The sequence below is a fragment of the Sphingobacterium paludis genome (genome assembly GCF_004364125.1).
Classification (GTDB): Bacteria; Bacteroidota; Bacteroidia; order Sphingobacteriales; family Sphingobacteriaceae; genus Sphingobacterium; species Sphingobacterium paludis.
On record NZ_SNZV01000010.1, the window covers coordinates 86,469 to 109,906 of the forward strand.

Genomic DNA, 23,438 nt, shown 5'->3' on the forward strand with positions numbered 1-23,438 from the left:
CAATAGGCTGTTTGGAGAGCCTATTGATCGGAGGATAAAACAAAAATAGTATGTGTGTGCTAATGTACAGTCCAAGATGGTGGATTAACGCCCATCAAGTGTTTGACAAAAAAATCACGGCGTTTCTTTTCGCCATATTCGCCACCCGAGGAGTGTCCCATTCCGGGCACAACGATCAGTTCGTGATCTTTATTTGCTTTGATCAATGCATTGGTCAATTGGTAGGTAGAAGCCGGATCAACATTATCGTCCAGCTCACCCACGATGAGCATCAATTTACCTTGTAGATTTCCGGCATGATCGATATTGGACGAAGCCGCATATTCCGGTCCTACCGGCCAGCCCATCCACTGCTCATTCCACCATATCTTATCCATGCGATTGTCGTGGCATCCACAAGAAGAGACCGCAACTTTGTAAAATTCGGGGTGGAATAGAACGGCAGCTGTTGAGCTTTGTCCACCGGCAGATGTACCATAAATACCGACGTTCGCTAAGTCCATATACGGATATTTTTTTGCGGCGTCCTTCATCCAGATAATACGATCCGCAAACCCGGCATCTTTAAGATCTTTCCAGCATACATCGTGGAAAGCTTTAGAGCGATTTGACGTACCCATGCCGTCAATCTGCACGACAATAAAACCTAGCTCGGCAAGTTCTTGCATACCGCTTGGATTGGGAATAAATGTTTTAGGCACAAAGGAACTGTGCGGGCCAGCATAGATGTATTCGATCACAGGATATTTCTTACTCGCATCAAAATTGGTCGGTCGGATAATGATGCCCCAGATATCGGTTTTTCCATCCCTGGCTTTCGACGTAAATACCTCTGGCGCCTTCCATCCCGACGCACGAAGCGCGGCATCATCTCCTGTCTCCAAGGCCATTACAACCTTACCTTGGCGATCTCGCAAAACTGCCGTCGGTACTTGATCGATGCGGGAGTAGACATCGACAAAATAACTATAGTCTTTATTGAACGTAGCGGTGTGGGTAGCATCCTCATGTGTTAACTCCTGCAAGTTGCTCCCATCAAAATTTATCCGATAGTACTGGATGAAGTAGGGATCTTGCTTTTTATTTTTTCCGCTGGCCTCAAAAATGATCTGCTTCTTCACGTCATCCACGTTAACGACGCGACGCACAACCCAATCCCCTTTCGTAATTTGGTTGATCACTTCGCCAGTCTCCCCATTATAACGATATAAATGGTTCCAGCCATCGCGCTCTGATGCCCAGATCATTTCCTTTCCGTCTTGAATATCTTCGCGGAATCGCTTGCCGCTGTAATCTATAAAGGTTTTGTTTTGCTCATTGATTAGATAGCGGCTGCTTCCTTTGGTAGCGTCAAGCTCCAGTACGGCATATTGCTGATGTCCGCGTTTATTAAATTCAAAAGTAATCGCACGGCTGTCGTCGCGCCAATTAATCCGGCTAATAGAAAATTGGTTATCAATCAGTCTATGATCTGCCGGAAGAAGCTGATTGGTTTCCAAATTGTAAATCACGGGATTATATTGCGATATCGCATCGCCGGGCTTTGGATAATCCCGCGTCTGCAGTTTGGGTTGCAATTGATCCGTCGGTGACGATTCCAGCAGTGTCAAGATACGCAGCTCGGCCTTTCTTACCTTGCTGGTTGCGATCTTCTTTCCATCGGGCGACCAGTGGATGTGTGCCGCGTAATAATCGCTAGGACTTCCATCAAACGTGAGTTGCCTTTCCGATTTTGGCTCGTCTTTTTTAGCCACATAGATGTTGCTATTTTTGATATAAGCAAGTAGCGAGCTATCTGGCGAAGCGATAGGTTCGCCCTTGCTATCGTCAAATCGTTGCCCCCAATATCCGCCGCGGCGGTCATTCTTTTCTTTTTCTTTCTTATCCAACTTATTGGTCGATCGGTTCCAACACCATACATAGCCATCGTAGGTAAATTCCAACAGATCGCGATCGATCAATTTGATATGATCGCTCAGCAAGGAAGCGCCATCAACCGGCTTATTGAGGGCTGCTTTCAGTGCGTCAGTCAATGCGTTAAGTTCAAAGAGCGTACTCTTCGAGGCTGCTTTCGGATCGACCAGTACAAACTGCTTCCCTGCAGCTGTATTCTTTTCGTACCACAGGAGGTCGCCTTGCTCATTCCATTTGATTTGTGCAGGCACATGATAGACCTTATTTGTCATTTTACCACGGAGCTCTTTGGCCCGTTTAAAATCGTCGACGGTGCCTTGCGCAAAGCTATTCGCACTGGCAAGCACACAAAACATCAACAGATAAAAATATCGATTAAACATGGTTGTTTCGTTTTTTATTAACAAGATAAAAAATAGGAACACCGGCCAACGCGATGAGGATTCCGGGCACCGTATAATTTGGCTTATAGATCAGCATCAGTACGATAAAGGTTGTACCCATCAGCATATACATAATCGGTAGCACGGGATAGCCAAAGGCTTTATAAGGCCTTGGCAAATGTGGCCGGGTGTAACGCAGACGAATAACACCGGCAACGGCCAAAACGTAGAACACCACAACAACGCAAGTTATCATATCCAAGAGATCGCCATATTTGCCGCTCAAGCACCATAGTGAGGCCACCAGGCATTGTAACCACAAGGCATATGCCGGTACTGCATTCTGATTTAATACGCCTACCTTTTTAAAGAACAAGCCATCCTGCGCCATCGAGTAATACACCCGCGCACCAGACAAGATAATACCATTGTTACAGCCAAATGTACTGATCATGATCATCACGGCAATAATCGTGATACCGAAAGGACCAAAAATTTCCTGTGCGGCACGCATCGCGACACGGTCTTTCGGGGCATTAACCATTTGATGTAGATCCAGCACGCCGGTATACATCAAATTGGTAAGGATGTAAATAATGGTGACGATTGTTGTGCCCAGCGCCAAGCTCAAGCCAATATTCCGCTGTGGATTTTTGATCTCTCCAGCTACAGAAGAAGAAGAATGCCAAGAGTCACTACTAAACAGGGCGCCAACCAATGCCGCAGAGATCGCTCCAAAAGCACCGAACGTGCTGTAATCTTCAAATGTGCCATCTACATTAAGTTTTCTCAGACTCCAGATATCTGCAGACAGCCAATTGATATTCCAGACCTCATATTTTAAGGCCATGAAGCCGAACAGAATAAGCAATAATAAGCTTACAATTTTCACCAGTGTCAGTGTCGTTTGCACGAGCTTTCCACTGTTTATTCCACGGGAGTTAATAAATGTCAGTAAAACGATGACGGCAATGGATAATACCTGTGCCGACGACACCCGATAGTCGCCCAATGCCAAGAGGTAAACGTCTTCATCCAGAAAAGGAAAAAGGTAGGCCGTGAACTTGGCAAACGCAACGCCCACGGCGGCAATTGTAGCTGTCTGAATTACGGCGAAAAATGTCCAACCAAAAACGAAGCTGACCAACGGATTGTAGGCTTCGCGGAGATACACATACTGTCCGCCTGCCTTTGGAAACATCGCGCTCAACTCGCCGTATGTTAATGCCGCCGTCAGGGTCATGAAGCCACAGATTACCCAGATCAGAATCATCCAGCCCGCAGAACCCGTATTGCGAGCAATATCCGCGGAGACAATAAATATCCCCGATCCAATCATACTTCCCGCCACCAACATCGTGGCATCGAGCAAGCCCATGGATTTATGAAATGATGGTTTCGTGCTTTCCATGGAGCTTACTTAAAGTTGTAAAATTTCCACGACGTCTCATGATCGGGCGACAGCTTTTGGTCTGTCATGATCGCACGTAACATCTCCATCGGCAGATAGTTTTCCTTGATCACGCGGTCATGAAATGCTTTATATGACATCTCGCCTGTATCCACCAGTTCGTTTTTGATGCTCATCAGCTGCAGTCCGCCCACCAGATAGGCCAACTGATAAAGCGGGCTATAGCGTCCTTCGAACGAGCGTTTTACCTCACCGTGCGCATTTGCCGTTTCAAAGCCTACCTTATCAACCAGGTAATTTATACATTGCTGTGGCGTCCATTCACCTAAATGGAATTTAATACTGAAGGTGATACGGGCACAACGGTGCATGCGCCAGAAAAGCATGCCGATACGTTCTTCGGGGGTATGCGCAAAGTCTTTGCTGTACAATAGTAATTCCCAGTAAAGTGTCCAGCCTTCCGTCCAAAATGGTGTATTGAATGCACGCTCGCGGTAAGGCTTATGCCTTCTGTTCATAAAATATTGCAAATGATGGCCAGGGTTGAGTTCATGCTGTACCGTGCCGCGCGAAAAGAAAGGGTTGTTACCGCGCATGCTCATCAGCTTTTGGTCCTGCGTCATCCCATCAGTAGGATATGAAATACTGATTTCACGACCGCCCGTAAAAAAGGGGTTAACCAATTGGCGTTCCGGCGTCATCATGATCATGCCCCATGTTTCATCGGCCAATGCCGGAATATCCATCAATTCATTTTTCTTAATAAATTCTTGCGCATCATTATACAGCTTTAAGATCAGCTCAGGCTGATGACCCGCGGGCACGTAAGATTGCTTCACTTTCTCCTGTGCTGCTTTCCAATCATTGCCAAAGCCCATTTCTCGGGAAGCCTTCAACAACTCGGCTTCGCACCAAGCAAACTCTTGATCGGCCAATTTTAGCAGTTCATCAGCCGTATAGTTTACCATTTCATCTTTCAATTGCTTATTCAGTTCTTGGCGTCCGATCGGTGTTCCGCCAATCCTACTGCCGTCGTCAAACACCTTCCAGTCACTCTTGGATGCCACGGTCTTCTCGTAGGCATCGAGCTTTTCGACAAGCTGCTTGTAGGGCGCCGGCCCCCACCAGGTAAACATCGGATCGTAGCCGTTGTAAAAGTCGTATGAACTTGCTAAGCGCAACTTCAACGAGGTCACCATATTGTTGAGAAAGTCAACATCGGAAGAGGGCAACGATTGGAGTGATTCGAGCTGTGCAGTCGCTTTCTCTACCTTACCTGCCGCATCATAAAGGCTTTTTGAAACAGCCTCTCCGTCGATAGCGGTACCTCGTCGGCGTAACTTTTCAAAAGCATAAATATCTTGGGCAAACGGGAGGTGTTTTTCAAGCCGCCGATACGTTTCTTTTTTTTCTGTCAGTTGTTCAATATCCTGTTTTACTTTTCGCTTCAAGAGCACAAAGTCAACTTGTCCATTGGTTTCCAAGGAGCTATAGGGAAAAGCTTTTAGTTTATCCAAGTAGGATTGATCCAGCTGCAGCAGCCTATCTACTTGTTCTGGCGATTCTGCTGCAGGTTGATTACCCCAACCTTTCGGCATCGGGCCATAAAAATAGTTTATTGCCTGTACATCATGACCGTATTGAACAACGAGTGGCTCTATGGGGGTGGTGTGCGCGTATAAATCGGTAGATTGGGCCATCGTTATATTGTTGGAGAAAAGTAGCGAAAGACAGAGTATAGACTTTTTGGTTAATGCTTCTAAGGATATCATAATCGTTCAGGGTGTTATGTTTATTTTCAATCAAATCGATCTGGGTTAAACGCGCTGATATCGGTTGCTGTTTTGCGTTCAGAAAGGATATCAGCTACGGCTTTCCCAAAGGCAGGGCCTAAGCTCAGTCCCATCATGCCGCCGCCGGCTGCTAGCGTTACATTGGATAGCTTGGCCGTACGACCCAGATAGGGCAATCCATCCGGTGGACATGGACGATAACCGAACCAAATCTTATTTTCCGGATAGGGAACTTCCAACGTTGGAAAATACTTCGGTATAGCCTCCACAATACCTTTCACGCGATTGCTATTAATCTTGTCATCGGCAGAGCCCAGCTCCATGGTACCGCTGAAACGAATCTGCCCATTCATGGGCGTCACGGCGACACGTGCTTCCAGCAAAAGGGCTGCGTGCTTCAATGTTTTATCTTGCTGCGGGCTATACATAAACGAATAGCCTTTACCGGGCATCAGCGGTGTTTTTAGGCTTAATTTCGATGTCAACTGTGGCAGGTATGCCCCTGCCGTGACGACGATCTCGTCGGCGCTGAAGCTGCCTTTATTGGTTACCACTTCTTTCACCTTACGGGAAGAGGTCGTGAAGTGCGTGACAACTGTTTGCTCATGGAATTCCACACCGTGCTCCGTCAAATATGCAATGAGTTGGCTCATCAGTTTAGGAGGGTATAGCTTGCCATCGCATTTGTAAAAAGCCGCGCCCAATACATCCAGTTTTAACGCGGGCTCTAAGGCCTGTACGCCGTCGGCATCCAGCACATCAACGTCGAGGTTCAGGTCTTGCGCTCGCTTGGCCAACTCGATCTCTTCATGTTGTACTTCCTTACTTTTATACAACATCATGATACCCGATTGCTCTAATTCAAAATCAAACGTCGGTTGCGCCGACCAGGCATCGTACAAGGTGCTGCTGTAAAGATTCAGGTCACGAATAGCCTCGGCGTGCCGGTCTACGTGTTGCTTGTTGGCATGCTTCAAAAATTTAAGCCCCCAATTGACCAAGTTCCAACTGAGGTTGGGCCGCACATAAAAAGGACTTTTGCTATGAAACATCCATTTTATTCCCTGCGCAACAATACCCTGAGCCGCCATGGGCGTAAAATGGCTCGGAACAATCATGCCCGCGTTGCCATATGAACAGTTATCTGCTAACGTATTTTTCTCTAAAATGATGACCTTCCATCCTTCTTGCACTAAATAAAAAGCTGAAGATAGACCTGCTATCCCAGCACCAATAACCACTACCGTTCCTTTATTTGTTTCCACTTGACGCTATTATCGAATTATCTACATTTACATTACTTGAAATCCTTCTTTATACGGGTCATCATCATCAATAATGATCGTATTATATCCTATGATACGTGCCCAGCCTTCCACCGAAGGAATAATGGCAGGCTTTCCTGCTACGGTTACCGTTTCTTCGATTTTACCGATAAATTGAGAACCTATATAACTTTCGTGCACAAATTCCTGTCCTTGCTGCAACTTGCCTTTGGCATACCATTGTGCCATGCGCGCGGAGGTGCCTGTGCCACACGGCGATCGATCGAGCGCATTTTCACCAACCAATACCGCGTTACGGCCAGAAGAATTTTCCTTGGTTGGAGCTCCCGTCCATTGGATATGGCTCAATCCATGGATATTGGGATCTTCTGGATGCACGAATTCATATTTTTCATTTAATAAACCGCGAATGATCTTGCCATAGTGAATAAGCTGGCTAGCAGAAAAACTACGGATATCGTCAAAATTTGTCTGCGGATCAATAATGCCGTAAAAATTTCCACCATAAGCGACATCAACGTGGATTTCACCCAGATCAGGACAATCGACAAGCAGACCTTCGCTATGCAGAAACGAAGGTACATTTGTCAGTTTCACCGTCTCTACTTTCTGGCCTACCTGCTTATAGTCTATCAACACAAGGCCAGCAGGCGTTTCTAGGCGTAATTTTCCGGGGATCTTCGGTATGATAATCCCCTCTTCAATAGCAATGGTGACCGTACCAATGGTGCCGTGCCCGCACATCGGTAAGCATCCGCTTGTTTCGATGTACAGCACAGCACTATCGTTCTGCGGATCAACAGGCGGGTAAAGCATGCTTCCGCTCATCATATCGTGCCCTCGGGGTTCAAACATGAGCCCTTTACGGATCCAGTCATAGTCTTCTATAAAATGGAGTCGTTTTTCCATCATGGAATTTCCGTAAAGTAGAGGAGCACCACCTGTAACGAGACGCACAGGGCAGCCACAGGTGTGTGCATCTATACAAAAAAATGTTTTCTTCATTTAATCAGCCCTATCCTAACACTCTTTTATTGTCAATTATCCGTTCTATTTGCAGCGGGTTTTCGTCTTGAAGCTCGGCTGGCAAAAATTCGTTCGGCCAGTTTTGGAAACTCAACGGACGTAAAAAACGCTTCACGGCATCCGGCCCTACCGAGGTAAAACGGCTATCCGTTGTGGATGGATATGGGCCGCCATGCTGCATTGCATACACCACCTCTACACCCGTAGGCATACCATTAAAAAGCAAACGTCCACATTTTTCTTGTGCAATTTCGAACAGAGCTAAGTGCTGTTGGACGTCGGCCGCAGTGGCTGCAAAGGTAATGGTTAGCTGTCCGGCCAAGCCTTCCATAACGTCCTGCATCTCCGTCGCATCGGCACATTCGATCACTAATCCTGCCGGACCAAAAACCTCTTCTGCCAATTCGTGGTTTTTCAAGAATACTGCTCCATCGGTACAGAAGACTGCTGCTCCTGCCGCTTCCTTTTCGCTTTCCATCCGCTCGCCTACAAGACTAACCGAAGGCTGATTGGCGAGCTTTGTTTTACTCGTGTTATAGGCGCTGGCGATACCGCTGTGTAGCATCGTTGCTTCAGATACTTGCCGTACTTCTTGTTGCAGTAGGGTCTTCAATTGATCCAACACCGGTCCTTGCAACGCGACAAGCAATCCAGGGTTGGTACAAAACTGCCCTACACCCAAGGTCAATGATGCCATATACTGTTTAGCAAATGTGGCGACGTTCTTTTCTAAATACTCAGGCAATACAAAAACGGGATTTACACTGCCCATTTCCGAAAAAACAGGAATCGGCTCCTCACGCTTTGCGCCCAAATCAAAGAGAGCTTTTCCGCCACGGAATGATCCGGTGAACGCAACCGCCTTAACGGCAGGATGCAGCACTAAGGATTCACCTACGGCATTTCCTTCGCCATGCACATAACCAAATACAGAAGCCGGTGCACCAAACTTAGCCAATGCACGCGAGATGGCGTCAGCCATCAATTGAGAGGTTTTCGGATGTCCCGGGTGTTCTTTCACTATTACTGGGCATCCGGCACCGATAGCACTTGCCGTATCACCGCCGGCCGTTGAAAAAGCGAAAGGGAAATTGCTTGCGCCAAAAACGGCGACCGGCCCTATCCCTTTATTATATTTTCTGATATCTGCTTTGGCTGCGCCATCGCTTTTGTCGATTCGAGCTTCGGCATAAATACCGGTCTTTACCGCATTCGCATACGAACGCCATTGATGGATCGTCCTTCCTTTCTCGCCTTGCAACCGCGCTAATGGCAAGGCGGATTCGGCATGGGCCGTTTGGATGAGCTCGTCATCCAGCGCTTCAATTTCATCGGCAATAGCGTGCATTAGTACGGCACGCTCTGCCAACGAAATTCGTTGCAAATACTGGTATCCAATTAGTGAATCTTGAATGATAGCTTGGATTTTTTCATTGGACATTTCAATACGCATAAAATTAAAGTTGAGGTCTAGATGCTAATGCATCATCTATTATTTTCGTTATTCTTTCTTTCTCTTCACCAATAAGCGCTAAACGTGGAGCACGTGTATGTTCCGTACACAGATCTACTTTGCTTGCTGCTAACTTAATGTATTGTACCAGTTTAGGATGGATATCCAATTCTAAAAGTGGCATGAACCATCGGTAAATTTTCAGGGCTTTTTCAATTTGTCCCTGCTTAACCAGATCGTAGATTGCATACGTTTCTTTCGGGAAGGCATCAACCAGTCCACCCACGACGCCATCTGCGCCTAAGGCCACCGATTCTAGGAAGATGGTATCTACACCACCTAATATTTTAAGGCGATCGCCGAAGCGATTGCGTAATCTCGTGATATTGGTAAGGTCGCGAGTGGATTCTTTTACCGCCTGGATAGTCGGCTCTTGCAACAATTCTTCAAACATATCCAACGTTACATTGGTCGAATAGTCAACGGGATTGTTATAAATTAATATGGGGAGCTGCGTGCTCTGCGCTATGGTTCGGAAATAAGCTACAACCTCGCGATCATCCGCTTTATAGCGCATCGGCGGAAGTACCATTAAGCCGTTAGCTCCTAATTCTTCAGCTTTTTGTGCAAACGCTACAGCTGCCTTCGTTGTATTTTCGGTAAGATTAAGGAGAACAGGTACGCGTCCATTTACTACGTTCAGGGTGTACGTTAATAGTTCAAATTTTTCTTCTGTAGTCAAGGTGCTTGCCTCTCCCAGAGATCCTGCCAATATCAGTCCTTCAATACCTGCGGCAATTTGCGCTTCAATGTTAACAGCAAGCATGTCAAAGTTTAACTCACCATTTTCATGAAACGGTGTTAACATCGCCGGAAAAATTCCACTCCAATTTAAATTAGCCATAAATAATAATTGTTTTTTTCAAAACTATGGCCTATTAAAGGTATTTGCTAGTCGAGATTGAACCAAATCTCACCACATTTTAACACGTACAAACTACTACACGTTATTTTTATACCTTCCGTAGTATTCTTTTGGCGAAAAACCAGTTACAGAGCGAAAAACTCGATTAAAATTGGTGATACTGTTGAAGCCCGAGTTGTACGCAACCAAACCAATACTCTCGTACCGTTGCGAAGTAATCAACTTGCACGCTTCCTGGATCCGCAGTTCACTCAGGTAACTGACGAAGGTAAGTCCGGTATGTTTTTTAAAGTATCGGCAGAATGCCTGCGGCGTTAAATTAGCGTGATCCGCGGCTTCCTCCAGTGTGATGCTTCGTCTAAAATTATCTTTTATATAGCGGCACACATCATTTATGCGCAAGAAGCCATCGTCTTTGTTGAGCACCGTAGTAACCGAAAGAGGCTTCAGCTCATGCGATACCAAGCTAAGCTCTTTTAATAGGAAGACAAAGCTCATCAATTGATCCATCATATCGGCTTTTTTCAACAATCCTATCCGACGCTTTATGCGACTGGTATACGCATGCGGAACCTTGAAACCATTTGTATTTTGCAGAATAAACGCCAAGATACTGCCCAATTCAGGCATATTAAAAAGACTGGACAAGGAGCCTTTAAGATTAAAAAATATGGATACCGACTCGACTTCAAGATGTTCCAAATCATCGGCATTTCTTTTAAATACATGCGGCTGATTCGGCCCCAACAGGAAGATATCGTCTGCGCGGAAAGGATGAAAACTATCGGCAAGAAACAGTGTGCCCTCTCCCTTCACGATCCACATAAATTGGTATTCCTCATGTTTATGAAAATAGGGGTAAAAATCGGACAACTTGTCTTCTTGCACATACACAGACTTATCCTTCGGTGACGGCACATTAAATTGAATCATTTTCATAGTAGAACGTGTTAGATTTTAAAAAACCTTGCTTACACTCCTGATTAGTATGATTGAAAGTTACGATATTAACACAATATTAACAAGAGCAGGGAACTGTTATGGTGAAAATAAGAGGATAGTTGGTTAAAATGCAATATGATTTTTGCAACGGAGTGCCTTAACTTTAATTACTCTTATTTTTGAATGCAATCGCCACCTAATTCAACAAAACAAGCCCTTATTCTTATAGAAAAACAAGCCCGTCTACATTAAATCAACAACTTGCTACTATAATCTTCACAGTTCGATTCGTAAACCGTGCACCGACAAGCAGGCAATGTTCAGCAATAGCTTATCTGCACCTCGACGGAAAACATCAGGCGCGGCCAAAGCGTTACAAAAATGGATGTTTGGGTTAATTTTCGAAAAATGAAAGCCAATATCCGACAGGAAAAGGCCAGCGGAAGCCTTTATTTTTGTTGAAGTTCTCGAGTAACAACACACAACAGATAACCTTTATTAAAAAAACATAAATCATGTCTATGCGCAACGCACTCAAAATTCCCTTTATATTGCTGCTCTTGCAAGCGCCGATCACGCAACAGCTGTATGCGCAAAATCCATTTTGGGAAAAAGTAAAAAAACAGCCCGCGACACTGGGAGTAGAAAATGGCAGCACCAGTTTCTCGCTCGCTAAGCTCAACATCAGCATTTTGAACTCATCGCAAACCGCAGCTGCTTTAAAATTAAAGGACGATCAACAGTTTGATTATACCCCAGACGAACTACTGACGAAACGCGATCGTGATCAATTTTATCATTTAGGCGATATTACCTTAGCGCTGCGTCCGGTAGACGGAACATCATGGACGGCCTATTCATCGGCTACGGTTCGCAAACCTGTGGTGCCACTAAAAACATCCGGAAAAACATTGGCCGCCGCCGATATCACAGCGAGTCTAGGCGATGTCCCTCTGCAGGTCATGCGTTATTGGGAAGAGAAAGACGGCAACCTTTGCCTACGCTTTGTGCTAAAAAACAACAGTAAAAAATCCTACGAAATCGGCGGTCTCGGCATCCCCATGATCTTCAACAACAACATGGATTGGAAAAATCTAGATAGCGCTCATGCCGATAACGTATTTTTTGACCCCTACATCGGTAAAGATGCGGGCTACCTCCAGGTGAACCGTTTGCACGGAAAAGGGCCTAGCCTACTTGTTGTACCACAGAAAAATGCGGGTTTCGAAGCCTATACGCCATTGAATAGCGACCCTACCCCCAGGAGCATCACCTTTGAAGGTTTCCACGAATGGACAATCCATAGCAAAGCCTACGCAGAAAATGAGTGGAAAGGCGTAGAACAGTGGAATGAGGCCAGTTCAATCGTGTTAAAAGCAGGCGAATCAAAAAGCTATGCTTTGCGCTTCGTGCTGGCGCCAAGTATCAAGCAAATTGAGGAAGAGCTTGTTCGCCAAGAGCGACCAGTTGCTGTTGGCGCACCCGGTTATCTGGTACCGTTGGACAACCCTGCGAAATTGTTTCTCAAGTATGGAAAAAAGGTCAAAGATATGGAGGTCTATCCGGCCGGAGCATTGACACTGGAAAACTTGCCGCAAACGGCGGGTAAATGGAGAAGTTACCTGGTCAAGGGAAATACCTGGGGGCGCGCACGACTGAAAATCACCTATGACGATGGCTTGGTGCAAACGATTCAATACAAGATCATTAAACCCGAACAAGAAGTCGTGAAAGACTTGGGACATTTCCTGACAACCAGCCAATGGTACGAAAACCCTAATGATCCGTTTGGCCGTTCCCCGTCGGTCATCACCTACGATTACGAAACCAAAACGCCTGTTACACAGCATCGCAATGCTTGGTTTGCGGGCTTAAGTGATGAGGCCGGCGCCGCAAGCTGGTTGGCCGCGATTATGAAACAGCTGTTGCAGCCCAATGTGGAGGAAATCAACAAGCTCAAACGATTTGCAAATGAGACTTTATTTGGCAGGATCCAACATAAAGATGGTGAAAATAAATATGCTGTCGTAAAAAGCTTGTTCTACTACGAACCCGACTCTTTTCCAAAGGGCACCTACAGTGACTCCATCAATTACAAAACATGGGCGGCTTGGCCTAAGAAAGAAGCCGATAATATTGGTCGGTCATACAACTATCCGCATGTGGCAGCGGCACATTGGGTGCTTTACCGATTGGCGCGAAATTACAAGCAGCTCGTTACGGAAGAAAACTGGCAAACCTATTTAGACCGCGCCTTTCAAACAACCGTTGCCATGGTCGAAAAAGCCCCGCACTATGCACAATTTGGACAGATGGAAGGCAGTATCTTTTTATTGATCCTCCTTGATTTGAAGAAAGAAGGACGAACAGAAGCTGCCCAAAAGCTCGAAGTCTTGATGAAAGAGCGGGCTTTGCACTGGAAAACGCTTAACTATCCTTTTGGAAGTGAGATGCCTTGGGATTCTACCGGACAGGAAGAGGTCTACGTCTGGTCAAAATATTTTGGTTTTGATGAAAAGGCAGAGGTCACGTTAAACGCTATTCTTGCCTATATGCCGACGGTACCGCACTGGGGGTACAACGGTAGCGCAAGGCGCTACTGGGATTTTGTATACGGCGGCAAGCTTGCTCGAATTGAGCGGCAAATACATCACTATGGCTCGGCATTAAATGCGATACCCGTTCTTGCGGACTACCGGGAGCATCCCGATGATTTCTACCTACTTCGTATCGGCCATGCCGGCATGATGGGTGCGCTCGCCAATGTTACACAAGATGGCTTTGCTCCGGGAGCATTCCATTCTTACCCGTCGACATTAGCAAATGACGGCATTTCAGGGGACTATGGATCTGGCTTTTACGGGTATGCCGTAAATTCTGGCACCTATATTATCAACCATCCCGAATTTGGCTGGCTAGCGTTCAGCGGAAAACTGAGCGAGAACAAAGGCAAGATCAACGTTGCTATCACCACCGCGGCTAAAGCACGCGTGTTTCTGGCAGCGGAAAAGCTTTGGTTGACGATGGATGCAGGAGAAATCACGGCGTTAACCTACGATCCAAAAAGCAAAGAAATCGAACTTAGTTTGCAGACGCTTAACCCGACCTTTACCCCCAAGCTGCTGCTTCAAGTAGCGGAAAACAGTGGCTATCGTTTGAAGGAATTTGAAAAAGACCAACAGGGTCGCTATGTGATTCCGAATACGACACCGTCTATCAAACTGGTAAAAGACGAAGAATAAGAGTTTGTTTACATTTTCGTAAACGTTGAAAGCGTGCCTTCTCTACAGATGTGCACGCTTTCCGCGTATACTCCGGCCGACAGCTCTACCTGAGCTATTTTTATCCACACGGAAAGAGCGATCACTTATCTTGAGACCGGAACAAAAAAACTTCCACCGTTGGTCTACAACATTAAAAAAGCCGTCACATCGAATCGATGCAACGGCTTGAATTATCTCAGGTTTAAGTGATGATCTAATAAACTCCAGTACGTTGATCCCACCAGAGTTGCTCTCCCCAGACGAAATCGGCGACATTTGCTGCCGCACTATTTACGTTTTCGGCATTGTATAAGAATTCATTATTGGGGTAAGGCAAACGGAAAGGCTGATCGTTGTGTGCATCGCCATAAACCGAATTCAAAGATGGATAATTGGTAGACGGTATGCCCGTTCTACGGTATAGATTCCACGCTTCAAAATTCTCCTTAAACAGCGCCACCCACATATCCCACCAGATGCGTTCTTTCGTTCCATCCCACATCCCTGCACCGGCAAGGTAAGTCGTGATCGCCGCCTCAGGAATCTGGTTATCCTGCATGGAAAGACGCACCGCTTGCTCGTAAGCTTCTTGCGCCGTCATGCCAACATTATAACCCAATAGAGCAGCTTCTGCAAGCATGTAGAACGTTTCGCAAGATTTATAAAAAGGCGTAAAACCAACCGCATCATTCATATATTTATCACCAATAAAAGATATGTTACGCAAATTGGGTGGTGTTGCTGCCGCACCGTTCTGGTAACCACGATATGCGCCATCTGCCGCAACATTAGCCACCTTTGCGATACGTGGATCTGCCGTCTCATTTAAGTGATCGATAAAAATATCGGCCATACCGAAATTGTCGACGCGACGATCACCGGTGTAGCCTGTGGTATACCAAGGCTCCCAGTACGGAGCTGCTCCAGGATAGGTGAGGTAACAGTTCTCCGCATTTGTTTCCAACAATGGGTAAGCCATCGGATCTGCGCAGATTTCTTCAATGGTACTTTTGGCCAAGTCTGGAGCCACGCCCGAAATACGCATCGCAATCCGCAGACGCAACGCGTTGCAGAACTTCTGCCATTTATCCATATCGCCCTCATAGATAAAATCGCCATCGCCCACAGCATCTGTGCCCGGATCTTCGGCCATCTCATCTGCAAGCACTTTGAGTCCTTCTAAAATCGACGGATAGATATCTTCCTGTTTATCGTATTTTGGACGAACAATACTACCCAACTCGGCTGCTCCCTTCTGAGCCTCGCTGTAAGGGATATCCCCCCAACCATCGACCAGATAAGACCACATATAGTATTGCCAGATGCGCGCTACATAACGGACGTTCTTATCGATATCTGCCGTTTCTTCTGTAATAGCAAGCAATTCGTTCAACTGGGTGATGTTGTAGTAACAAGCTGCCCAACGATTCCCATAGGTATTATTCGTCGGCGTAAGGCCTGCCATGTAATCTAAATATTGTATTTTAACAATGTACCCGGCAAAGGTTCCGTAGCCATCGATATCGCCACCGAAGGACTCGCCTGTATTACGCAGCACGTTGGCCAATAAGTTTGTCGGCGGAACTTCCTCGAAAGCATCCGGATCGGTATTGATTTCTTCGAATGACTTGGTACAACTGCCCGTTGTAGCTGCTAGTACAAAGGCTCCTATAATGAATTTACTAATTTTACTTTTCATAATCTTTTGCATCAGGTTAGAATGTAACGCCTAATTTCAGTCCAAAACTTCGTGCCGCAGGCACAGATGCCTGCTCCAAGCCGACACCTCTGCTGTCACTGGATACGCCTCCTGTCTCCGGATCGAGACGCATGGTGTTTGATTTATGTGTCCACAATAACGCTAAGTTGGAGCCTATCAACGAGAGGTTGACACGGTTAATACCTTTCACGCGTTGTAGGTAACGAGTCGGCACGTTGTAGGTAAGATAAGCCTCTCTAATTTTTAAGAATGAACCATCAAATACATACATCTCCGCAATACCGCCGCTCTCATACCAGGTCTGCGCATCGGTTTCTATGGTATTTTCAACCCAATTCCCGTTCGCATCTTGCATCACAAAACGTTCGTCAGTCATGACATCACGCCCGGCAACAATCGCACGCTCCCGAATTCCGTTCTCAGCCGTAATTTCTGCCACACCGGCCACATAGCTGTGATTCATCGTTTGCGACCAGATGTCGCCACCGACACGTAGGTCTAACAAGAAGCCAAAAGAAAAATCTTTATAGCGGAAATCGTTGCGCCAGCTGGCCAAGAAATCTGGTGTGACATTCCCTAGGTTTTGCGCATTTTTATTGACAACCAAACCTCTATTGTTTACTTTAATGGCACCTTTCATGTCCCCTTCTTCCACGCGATCAAATCCAGGTCCAACCAAGGTTCCCCAGCGTTCGCCTTTTTTCGCTTGGTTAGCGATACCCCAAGTCCAACCAATCTGGTATACGTCTAAATCCAGTTGGGGATACAGCTCGATAATTTTACTTTGATCTTTGGCGTAATTAATAGTCGTTGACCAATTAAAGCCATCTTCTTTTTTGATGATATCTCCACGTAATTGCACTTCGATCCCTTTATTTTCAATTTCACCAGCATTGAGCAGCATCGAGCTAAAGCCTACGGTATTTGACGTGCGGATCTCCATAATCTGGTTTCTCGTATTCTTGTAATAGTAGACAATATCTGCGTGCACGCGGTTATTAAAAAGCCCGATTTCGGTACCCACTTCCCAGGTACGGATGCTTTCCGGACGAAGCTGTTCGTTGGGGTAGATCATGGTTTTATAAAATTGGCCTACACCCTTGAAAGATTGTGGCTGCGGATAGTAATAACTTCGGTTACGGTAAGCCGTTGTTGCCGATCCAATCTCCGCCCATCCACCACGCAATTTCCAGAAACTCAAGACATCTCCTCGTAAGCTTTCAAATGTGGTGGTCGGCAGCCAGCTCAAACTAGCTGATGGGTAAAAGAAATCATCCTTAATCGTCGAACTCCAATCGTTACGTGCACTGACGTCTAAATAGATCTGATCTCTCCAACCCAAGGATCCGGAGGCATAAACAGAATTTGAACGGATATGGCTATGGTCCATTTCGGTTATTGCATCACCAGCCTTGTTGGCTATTGTGTAAACCCCTAATACGGTCAACGCATCTGCGCCCAACATCGACCGATCCCACTGCAGGTTACGATAGTTTGCTCCGGCCAAGGCCATCAGGTTGAAATCACCGATTTGTTTATTGAAGGTAGCTATCAAATCTAAGTTGAGCTCCGAATTATCGGTTTTAGCGTTGCGGAAACCTCCAAATGGGTAGGCACTGTTGAAGTAATTGCGTTCAAATGTCTTCGCGTTGTAATAGTCTAAACCAGCACGTCCTTCGATCTTCAAATATTCTATAGGCTGATAAAACAAAGAAGTCTTCCCGAAAAAGCGATCGCGCTGGTAGGCGTTGGTATTTTCATTGACATTGAAATAAGGATTGACGTGATAGTTCGTATTCCAGTTATTGTAGGTATAGTTCCCTCGATCATCTTTTTCGTCCCAACGGTCGCGCAAACTTGCATTATTTACTTGCCTACCGAACCAGATGAAGCCGTTCATCGGGTTGTTACCATCATAGCCCTGACTTAGAATATTATCACTCTCTGTACGCGTATAGTTGGTACTCAAATCGTAGGAGAACTTATCGGACAAAGTCATGTTGGTATTCAGCTGAACGCCATACCGTTTCTGATCGGTATTTGGTACGGTTCCCACTTGGTCGCGAAAGGAGAGCGATGCACGTGTACTTGATTTTTCGGTCTGAGCCATCACCGAGAGGTTATGGTTCATCGAGCGACCGAGTTGAAAGAAATCCCGAACATTATCGGGATGCGAAATCCAGTCCGTCGCCTGACGCACGCCACCAACAATAGGGCTATCAAATTGTGGCAATTTCAAGCCTACATCAAGTCGTGGGCCCCAGGACTCGTCAAACCCGTCGTATACGCCGCCACCGCTTCCCGTTCCGTCAACGTAAGCGAAAGAATTTGCTAGGGCATAATCTTGATAAGACATGCCATTGCCATCCCGATTAAAGTAAAACTCACTACCGTTGTAGCCTTGGCCGTATAAATTTTGATACTTGGGCAATGTAGAAACCTGATCAATCGTTAGGTTTCCATCGTAGGCTAGCTTAATCCCTCTGCCACCACTTTTTCCGGATTTTGTAGTGATCAAGATTACCCCGTTTCCGGCACGCATACCATACAACGCCGCAGAACCACCTTTGAGCACAGTAACGCTCTCAATATCTTCGGGATTGATATCATTGATTCCTGATCCATAGTCGACACCGCTGTAGGTATTGTCGCCCGAACGTTGGGTGTCATTCGAAATCGGAATTCCATCCAAGACAATCAGCGGTTGCTGATCTGCATTGAGCGACGAGTTTCCTCTTAGAGAAATCCGCGATGAAGCACCCACCGTTCCACCAAACTGGTTAACCTGCAAACCGGCGACCTTTCCCGATAGCGAACCCGTCACACTGATCTGCCCAGCCTTTGTCAGCTCTTCTGCCTTGACATCTTGAATCGTGTAGCCCAACGATTTCTTCTCTCTGGAAATCCCCATCGCCGTGACAACGACCTCATCCAAATCGTTCGCATCAGCATCCAGGATAATTTCAATGTTTGTTTGATTAGATATACTAACCTGTTTACGATTGTACCCTATTGCTGTCACGTTTAAGGATCCGGCCTGCTGGTAGGTGATGGAAAAATCTCCATTTGCACCCGTCTGTGTAGCCGTTCCATCTCTTAAGGTGACGGTAACTCCAGGAATTGGCATCCCTTTTTCGTCGACAACCCTACCTTTCAGTTGCGTTTGCGCAAACAAACCCGTAGAAAGCAATAAACTAGCTGCTAAAAAAGCAATTTTACGTCTGTTCATTTAGTTTTTGTCATTTAGTTAGTTACTCAATATTTAATAAATCTAATTTCGACAGATTAGACAGACCATACAGACCGATTATTAACACATAACAACCGGATATTCACCAAAAATGATAATTGTTCAATATTTTAATTAACAGGACAACTAAAAATCAGATAAAACGCATTAGCAAAAGCAAAAAATAAAAAAAGCCACACTATCTTATCAAGAAATGCGGCTTAAACTAGACTAACTAAACAAATATTTTGTATAAACAACTACCAAATCACCTTATCACAGCACAATCCCTAAAAAAAACGATCCATTAGGCTATTATTCCTCGGTATCCTCCATTTCGATCGACCACAAGGGGTTCCATATTTCTTTGGAACGCTTCTCGGCATCACCCCGGGTTGTGTACACTGCTGGAAAGACTAACTACTATTTCAACGTAACATCAAGGTAAACCGAATGACGCCCATAGGTTTCGTAAAACGGCTTGAACAACACACCGTCGATGGTAAATTCCAGCTGCTGTGGATCACCGCTGATCGATTTACCGATGTCGTTCGCGTCGAAGCTCACCTGGCGCCATTCTTTTCTGGCTTCTGGCTCTTGCGCAACCAACAGAATTGGTCCGTAAAACAAGCTTGCGATATTTTGCTGATCCATCACGGGGTCTAAATGAAAGTCGAAAGGCATTTTTAATTCGATAACATCACCCTCTTTCCATTTTCGGCTTAATTTTAAATAGGTTCCGGGCGTGGCGTTAACTTGTTGTTTTTTTCCGTTGATGTGAACAAAGAAACCTTTGGTCGCCCAACCCGGCACACGCACATGTACATCAAATTTACCGCTGCCTTTAATCGTCAATTGTGTATGGTCTTCCTTCGGAAAACTTGTAGTTTGCTCAACCACAACATTACGTTCCGTCCACTCCAACGTAGACGGAATAAACAAGTTCACGTACAGCGCTTTATCATCCTTGCTTTTAAAATAAATGGAATTTTGCAGCTTCGTACTGCTTTCTATCGCCGTCCCGTTGCAACAAGTGAACCCCGTCATGTGCGGATTGCCAAATTGCTTGATCGACCCTGGTCGTAACGGCACATGGTAAGTGTTTGCCGGACTATCTTCGGCAACGGAAGCCAAAATATGGTTGTATAAGCCGCGCTCATAATAGTCCATCAATTCGCCACGCTGGTCAAACTGAAACAAGCTGCTCGTTAGTTTCAGCATATTATAGGTGGCGCAGGTTTCATTTTGTCCGCCTGCAGAAAAACCATTCTCATACAGCGTTGCCGGCTGGCTGATAAAACACTCTGCGTTAGCGGGGTTCCGTGCGCCGGCCACCCCACCAATGCTATACATGTAATCATTGACCGCTTTGTACCAAAAGTTATCAGCAACCTTATAATAATCAGGGTTATTCGAAACCTTGTACATCTCGATACTTCCTACAATCTGCGGAATATGCTGATTGGCGTGCAAACCACGAAAGGTATCTACATTTTTTGCCAAGCCGTGTGCATGTTCCGCATCGCCATAAAACATCGCAATGTTATCAAACAGTTGTGCTGTCTTTAAGTAGTTTGGTTCTTTCGTGATCGCGTATAAACGAGCCATCGCTTCGTTCATCCCTCCAAACTCGCCCGCGATGTAGGTATTCCACATCTTGATCAGCGTTTCTGTTGGAACCTTGCTGAGACGCGCGTAAACCCAATCACTCATTCCGGTAGCTACAGCCAGCGCCTTTTCATTGCCGCTGACTTCGTACACATCCATTAGGCCAGCCAAAATTTTGTGCAAGGTATAGTAAGGCGCCCAAACTTGATTTTTTTGGCCGCCATATTTAGCACCATTTTCCAACATAATAAACTGATCCGGTGGATAAGCACTGATAAATCCCGTTCCCCAGTTCCAATAATCGTTTCGGATGCCTTCGGCACTCAGGTCTGAATCGTATTCTGTTTTTCCCGGGCCTTTAGGCACAGCTGTGGGATCCGTTATAGCGGTGCCACCGCTCGTCCCCGCTTTACCCGACAATTGCGCCAATGCATAAAGCGTATTGACCATATAGTCCATCTTCTCCGCGAAATTTGTTTGAAGCACTTTGTCATAGCTCGTGCCGGCATAGGCTTGCGCTATAGCCGTCAGGTAATGTCCTGTTGCGTGTCCACGCAGCTTGGTATCTTGGCTATCCCACACGCCTAACGGCTTGGCACCTTGCGGCTGCGGCTGTCCAAAAGCATGACGAAACATATACAGAAAGGAGTTTGGATCTGTCGTTGCTAACGTAGCGATGAACTTATCGCGATTTTCAATAAACTTCGTTTCCTGGTTGTGTGCATCGGTATTCAACGCAACCTGATCTAAATTAAAAGCGACCAGCTTGGAACTTGGCGTTTTGGATTTACCTGTACCTTTGACGGTAACGACCGCCTTCGGTTGCAGATCTGTACCCGGCACACGCCCCGTGATGGTATAGGTACCAGCTTCTAACACCGCATTATTATCGGTTGGCGAAGGCCATATCACACGCACTTTCGGGCCTACCATATTATCTTTATACGTACCGGCCACGTAGCTTGGCAATCTAGGAAGCTCACCTACTTGCGTTTCCACGGTTACGTTGGAAACATGCTGCAAATAGGCATTGTAAAGCTGTGCTTTGCTGAGCGAAAAGCTTGGCAGATCGTCTTCAGCTTTACCCATATGAGCCGAATCTTCATGCAGATCTTTCATCGCGTTATAATAGATACGCGCAATCTGCTGCCTGCTTAACGGCACGCGATAGATTCTAAAGTCATGTAACAGACCTTGTAATGCGGGCTGATCAGGCGACAACGACTTTCCAATGAACAGTTGTTTTTTTGCGTCTGCTTGTCCGAAGACCGCTGTCAACTCCGACGGTATATCTTTCGTTTCGCTAACCGGCTTGCTATCAACATACATTGTCAACGACTTTGACGGCACATCAACCACGACAGCTACGTGCACCCATTTATTCATGGCGATATTCGGGGATACGGTGGCTTGCACACTTCCCTCTCCTGCGGTAATCTGTGCTTGTAGCCCTTTCCGTGTTTTTGTTCCTAACGGAGCGACAGAAAAATGCTTATCTTGATCTTGTCCAAAGTCAAAATAGTGCTGTCCTGCTTGGTCTGCACGCAGAAAAACCCAACCGGAGATACTGATGGATTCCAGATCCGTCAATGCCGCTGCGGGCAAACTTAAATAATCGTTTTTCCCACCGGCTAGCGATAATACTTTTCCAAACTGCTCATCGTGCACAAACTTCGCTTCTCCCGTATGAAAGGTGGCGTGCAGGTTGTTTCGCGACCAATCTCGTACATCGCCATCAAAGACATACCGCGCAATCATTCCCGTTTCGCCGATACCATCCAGTATCTGGTCACCACTTTGTGCCTGCGCACTCCCCAAACTGTTGTTCAGCACAACGGCGAGCAGGATAACACGCAAGAATACTTTATGCATTTTCATATTTACATTATTTTCAGCACAGTAGTACCAGTGTGTATGGCTTTGGTTTAGGAGACGTTCTCTGCAAAAGCTAGGTCAGTAAAGCTTGCCAGTATGTATCCATATGTTCAACAACGCTTCTCTTTCAAATCGTTCGTAATGCGCATCCGAAATATGGCTAAACGCGCAATAATCGCCTGTAAACCAACTTATCCCATTCGGTAATCTCGTGCTTGATAGTTTATGCTAAAAGTATAAAGTTTCCGGCTGCTTCATTTCGTTAATTTTAGCTAATCATGGTTTGATATTAACAGGTAGAAGGTTTTAGGTTAGCTAATGGTAACACGTCAGCATTTTGCCCTTTCATTGAACGCGGCTTCACCACTTTCTAAAATCTCACTAACTTGAGTTCTTATGTCGGAGCCGTCCGGTTCTGAAACTTTCCATCAAATCTCACGGATCTTTTTCATTCCGCACTCTTGATTTAAATATTCGCATAATTACCCAATAAATCAATGTTGCAATAGCCTTGACAACGCTCTTCTCGTGTAAAAAACCGATTGGAGAAAATGTTCGTGAAAGTGAAATTTACATGTCAAACATTATTGTGCCTTATATGCGTGATTGT

12 protein-coding genes are annotated in these 23,438 nt (G+C 45.8%); 1 reads left to right on the forward strand and 11 read right to left on the reverse strand.

What is annotated here, in order from left to right; all coding sequences use genetic code 11:
• Positions 1–59 precede the first annotated feature (59 nt).
• The 8 genes from B0I21_RS17640 to B0I21_RS17675 all read right to left on the reverse strand — a co-directional run bounded on the left by B0I21_RS17640 (position 60) and on the right by B0I21_RS17675 (position 11,130).
• Positions 60–2,297 (reverse strand): S9 family peptidase, encoded by a 2,238-nt coding sequence (locus B0I21_RS17640; protein WP_133641809.1) that lies wholly within the window; start codon positions 2,295–2,297, stop codon positions 60–62.
• Positions 2,290–3,708 (reverse strand): APC family permease, encoded by a 1,419-nt coding sequence (locus B0I21_RS17645; protein ID WP_133641810.1) that lies wholly within the window; start codon positions 3,706–3,708, stop codon positions 2,290–2,292. Before B0I21_RS17645 ends, B0I21_RS17640 begins: the two co-directional genes overlap by 8 nt.
• Positions 3,709–3,713: 5 nt before the next feature.
• Positions 3,714–5,480, reverse strand: coding sequence for a DUF885 family protein (locus B0I21_RS17650; protein ID WP_133641811.1), 1,767 nt, complete (start codon positions 5,478–5,480; stop codon positions 3,714–3,716).
• Positions 5,481–5,506: 26 nt separating this feature from the next.
• Complete coding sequence (locus tag B0I21_RS17655) at positions 5,507–6,766, reverse strand: NAD(P)/FAD-dependent oxidoreductase (protein ID WP_133641812.1); 1,260 nt, start codon at positions 6,764–6,766, stop codon at positions 5,507–5,509.
• 27 nt (positions 6,767–6,793) lie between these two features.
• Positions 6,794–7,792, reverse strand: coding sequence for a 4-hydroxyproline epimerase (locus B0I21_RS17660; protein WP_133641813.1), 999 nt, complete (start codon positions 7,790–7,792; stop codon positions 6,794–6,796).
• Positions 7,793–7,802: 10 nt separating this feature from the next.
• Complete coding sequence (locus B0I21_RS17665; protein ID WP_208292387.1) at positions 7,803–9,266, reverse strand: aldehyde dehydrogenase (NADP(+)); 1,464 nt, start codon at positions 9,264–9,266, stop codon at positions 7,803–7,805.
• 4 nt (positions 9,267–9,270) lie between these two features.
• Positions 9,271–10,170, reverse strand: coding sequence for a dihydrodipicolinate synthase family protein (locus B0I21_RS17670; protein ID WP_133641814.1), 900 nt, complete (start codon positions 10,168–10,170; stop codon positions 9,271–9,273).
• Positions 10,171–10,266: 96 nt separating this feature from the next.
• Complete coding sequence (locus tag B0I21_RS17675; protein WP_133641815.1) at positions 10,267–11,130, reverse strand: AraC family transcriptional regulator; 864 nt, start codon at positions 11,128–11,130, stop codon at positions 10,267–10,269.
• A 524-nt stretch (positions 11,131–11,654) separates the two neighbouring features.
• On the opposite strand from B0I21_RS17675, the gene B0I21_RS17680 reads away from it, so the two are divergent.
• On the forward strand, positions 11,655–14,375 hold the full coding sequence (locus tag B0I21_RS17680; RefSeq protein WP_208292388.1) for a DUF5695 domain-containing protein: 2,721 nt from the start codon (positions 11,655–11,657) through the stop codon (positions 14,373–14,375).
• Positions 14,376–14,610: 235 nt separating this feature from the next.
• Here B0I21_RS17680 and B0I21_RS17685 read toward each other — a convergent pair whose 3' ends face one another.
• The 3 genes from B0I21_RS17685 to B0I21_RS17695 form a co-directional block, all read right to left on the reverse strand.
• Positions 14,611–16,095 (reverse strand): SusD/RagB family nutrient-binding outer membrane lipoprotein, encoded by a 1,485-nt coding sequence (locus B0I21_RS17685; RefSeq protein WP_133641817.1) that lies wholly within the window; start codon positions 16,093–16,095, stop codon positions 14,611–14,613.
• Positions 16,096–16,111: 16 nt separating this feature from the next.
• Positions 16,112–19,345 (reverse strand): SusC/RagA family TonB-linked outer membrane protein, encoded by a 3,234-nt coding sequence (locus B0I21_RS17690; RefSeq protein WP_133641818.1) that lies wholly within the window; start codon positions 19,343–19,345, stop codon positions 16,112–16,114.
• Positions 19,346–19,768: 423 nt separating this feature from the next.
• Positions 19,769–22,831: a beta-L-arabinofuranosidase domain-containing protein gene (locus B0I21_RS17695; RefSeq protein WP_133641819.1), complete on the reverse strand. Its 3,063-nt coding sequence runs from the start codon at positions 22,829–22,831 to the stop codon at positions 19,769–19,771.
• Positions 22,832–23,438: the final 607 nt, after the last annotated feature.

Bases quoted from the DNA above. Each gene is read 5' to 3' on its own strand.
- B0I21_RS17640 (WP_133641809.1), bottom strand. From the start codon at position 2,297: ATGTTTAATCGATATTTTTATCTGTTGATGTTTTGTGTGCTTGCCAGT.
- B0I21_RS17645 (WP_133641810.1), bottom strand. From the start codon at position 3,708: ATGGAAAGCACGAAACCATCATTTCATAAATCCATGGGCTTGCTCGAT.
- B0I21_RS17650 (WP_133641811.1), bottom strand. From the start codon at position 5,480: ATGATATCCTTAGAAGCATTAACCAAAAAGTCTATACTCTGTCTTTCG.
- B0I21_RS17660 (WP_133641813.1), bottom strand. From the start codon at position 7,792: ATGAAGAAAACATTTTTTTGTATAGATGCACACACCTGTGGCTGCCCT.
- B0I21_RS17665 (WP_208292387.1), bottom strand. From the start codon at position 9,266: ATGCGTATTGAAATGTCCAATGAAAAAATCCAAGCTATCATTCAAGAT.
- B0I21_RS17670 (WP_133641814.1), bottom strand. From the start codon at position 10,170: ATGGCTAATTTAAATTGGAGTGGAATTTTTCCGGCGATGTTAACACCG.
- B0I21_RS17675 (WP_133641815.1), bottom strand. From the start codon at position 11,130: ATGAAAATGATTCAATTTAATGTGCCGTCACCGAAGGATAAGTCTGTG.
- B0I21_RS17680 (WP_208292388.1), top strand. From the start codon at position 11,655: ATGCGCAACGCACTCAAAATTCCCTTTATATTGCTGCTCTTGCAAGCG.
- B0I21_RS17685 (WP_133641817.1), bottom strand. From the start codon at position 16,095: ATGAAAAGTAAAATTAGTAAATTCATTATAGGAGCCTTTGTACTAGCA.
- B0I21_RS17690 (WP_133641818.1), bottom strand. From the start codon at position 19,345: ATGAACAGACGTAAAATTGCTTTTTTAGCAGCTAGTTTATTGCTTTCT.
- B0I21_RS17695 (WP_133641819.1), bottom strand. From the start codon at position 22,831: ATGAAAATGCATAAAGTATTCTTGCGTGTTATCCTGCTCGCCGTTGTG.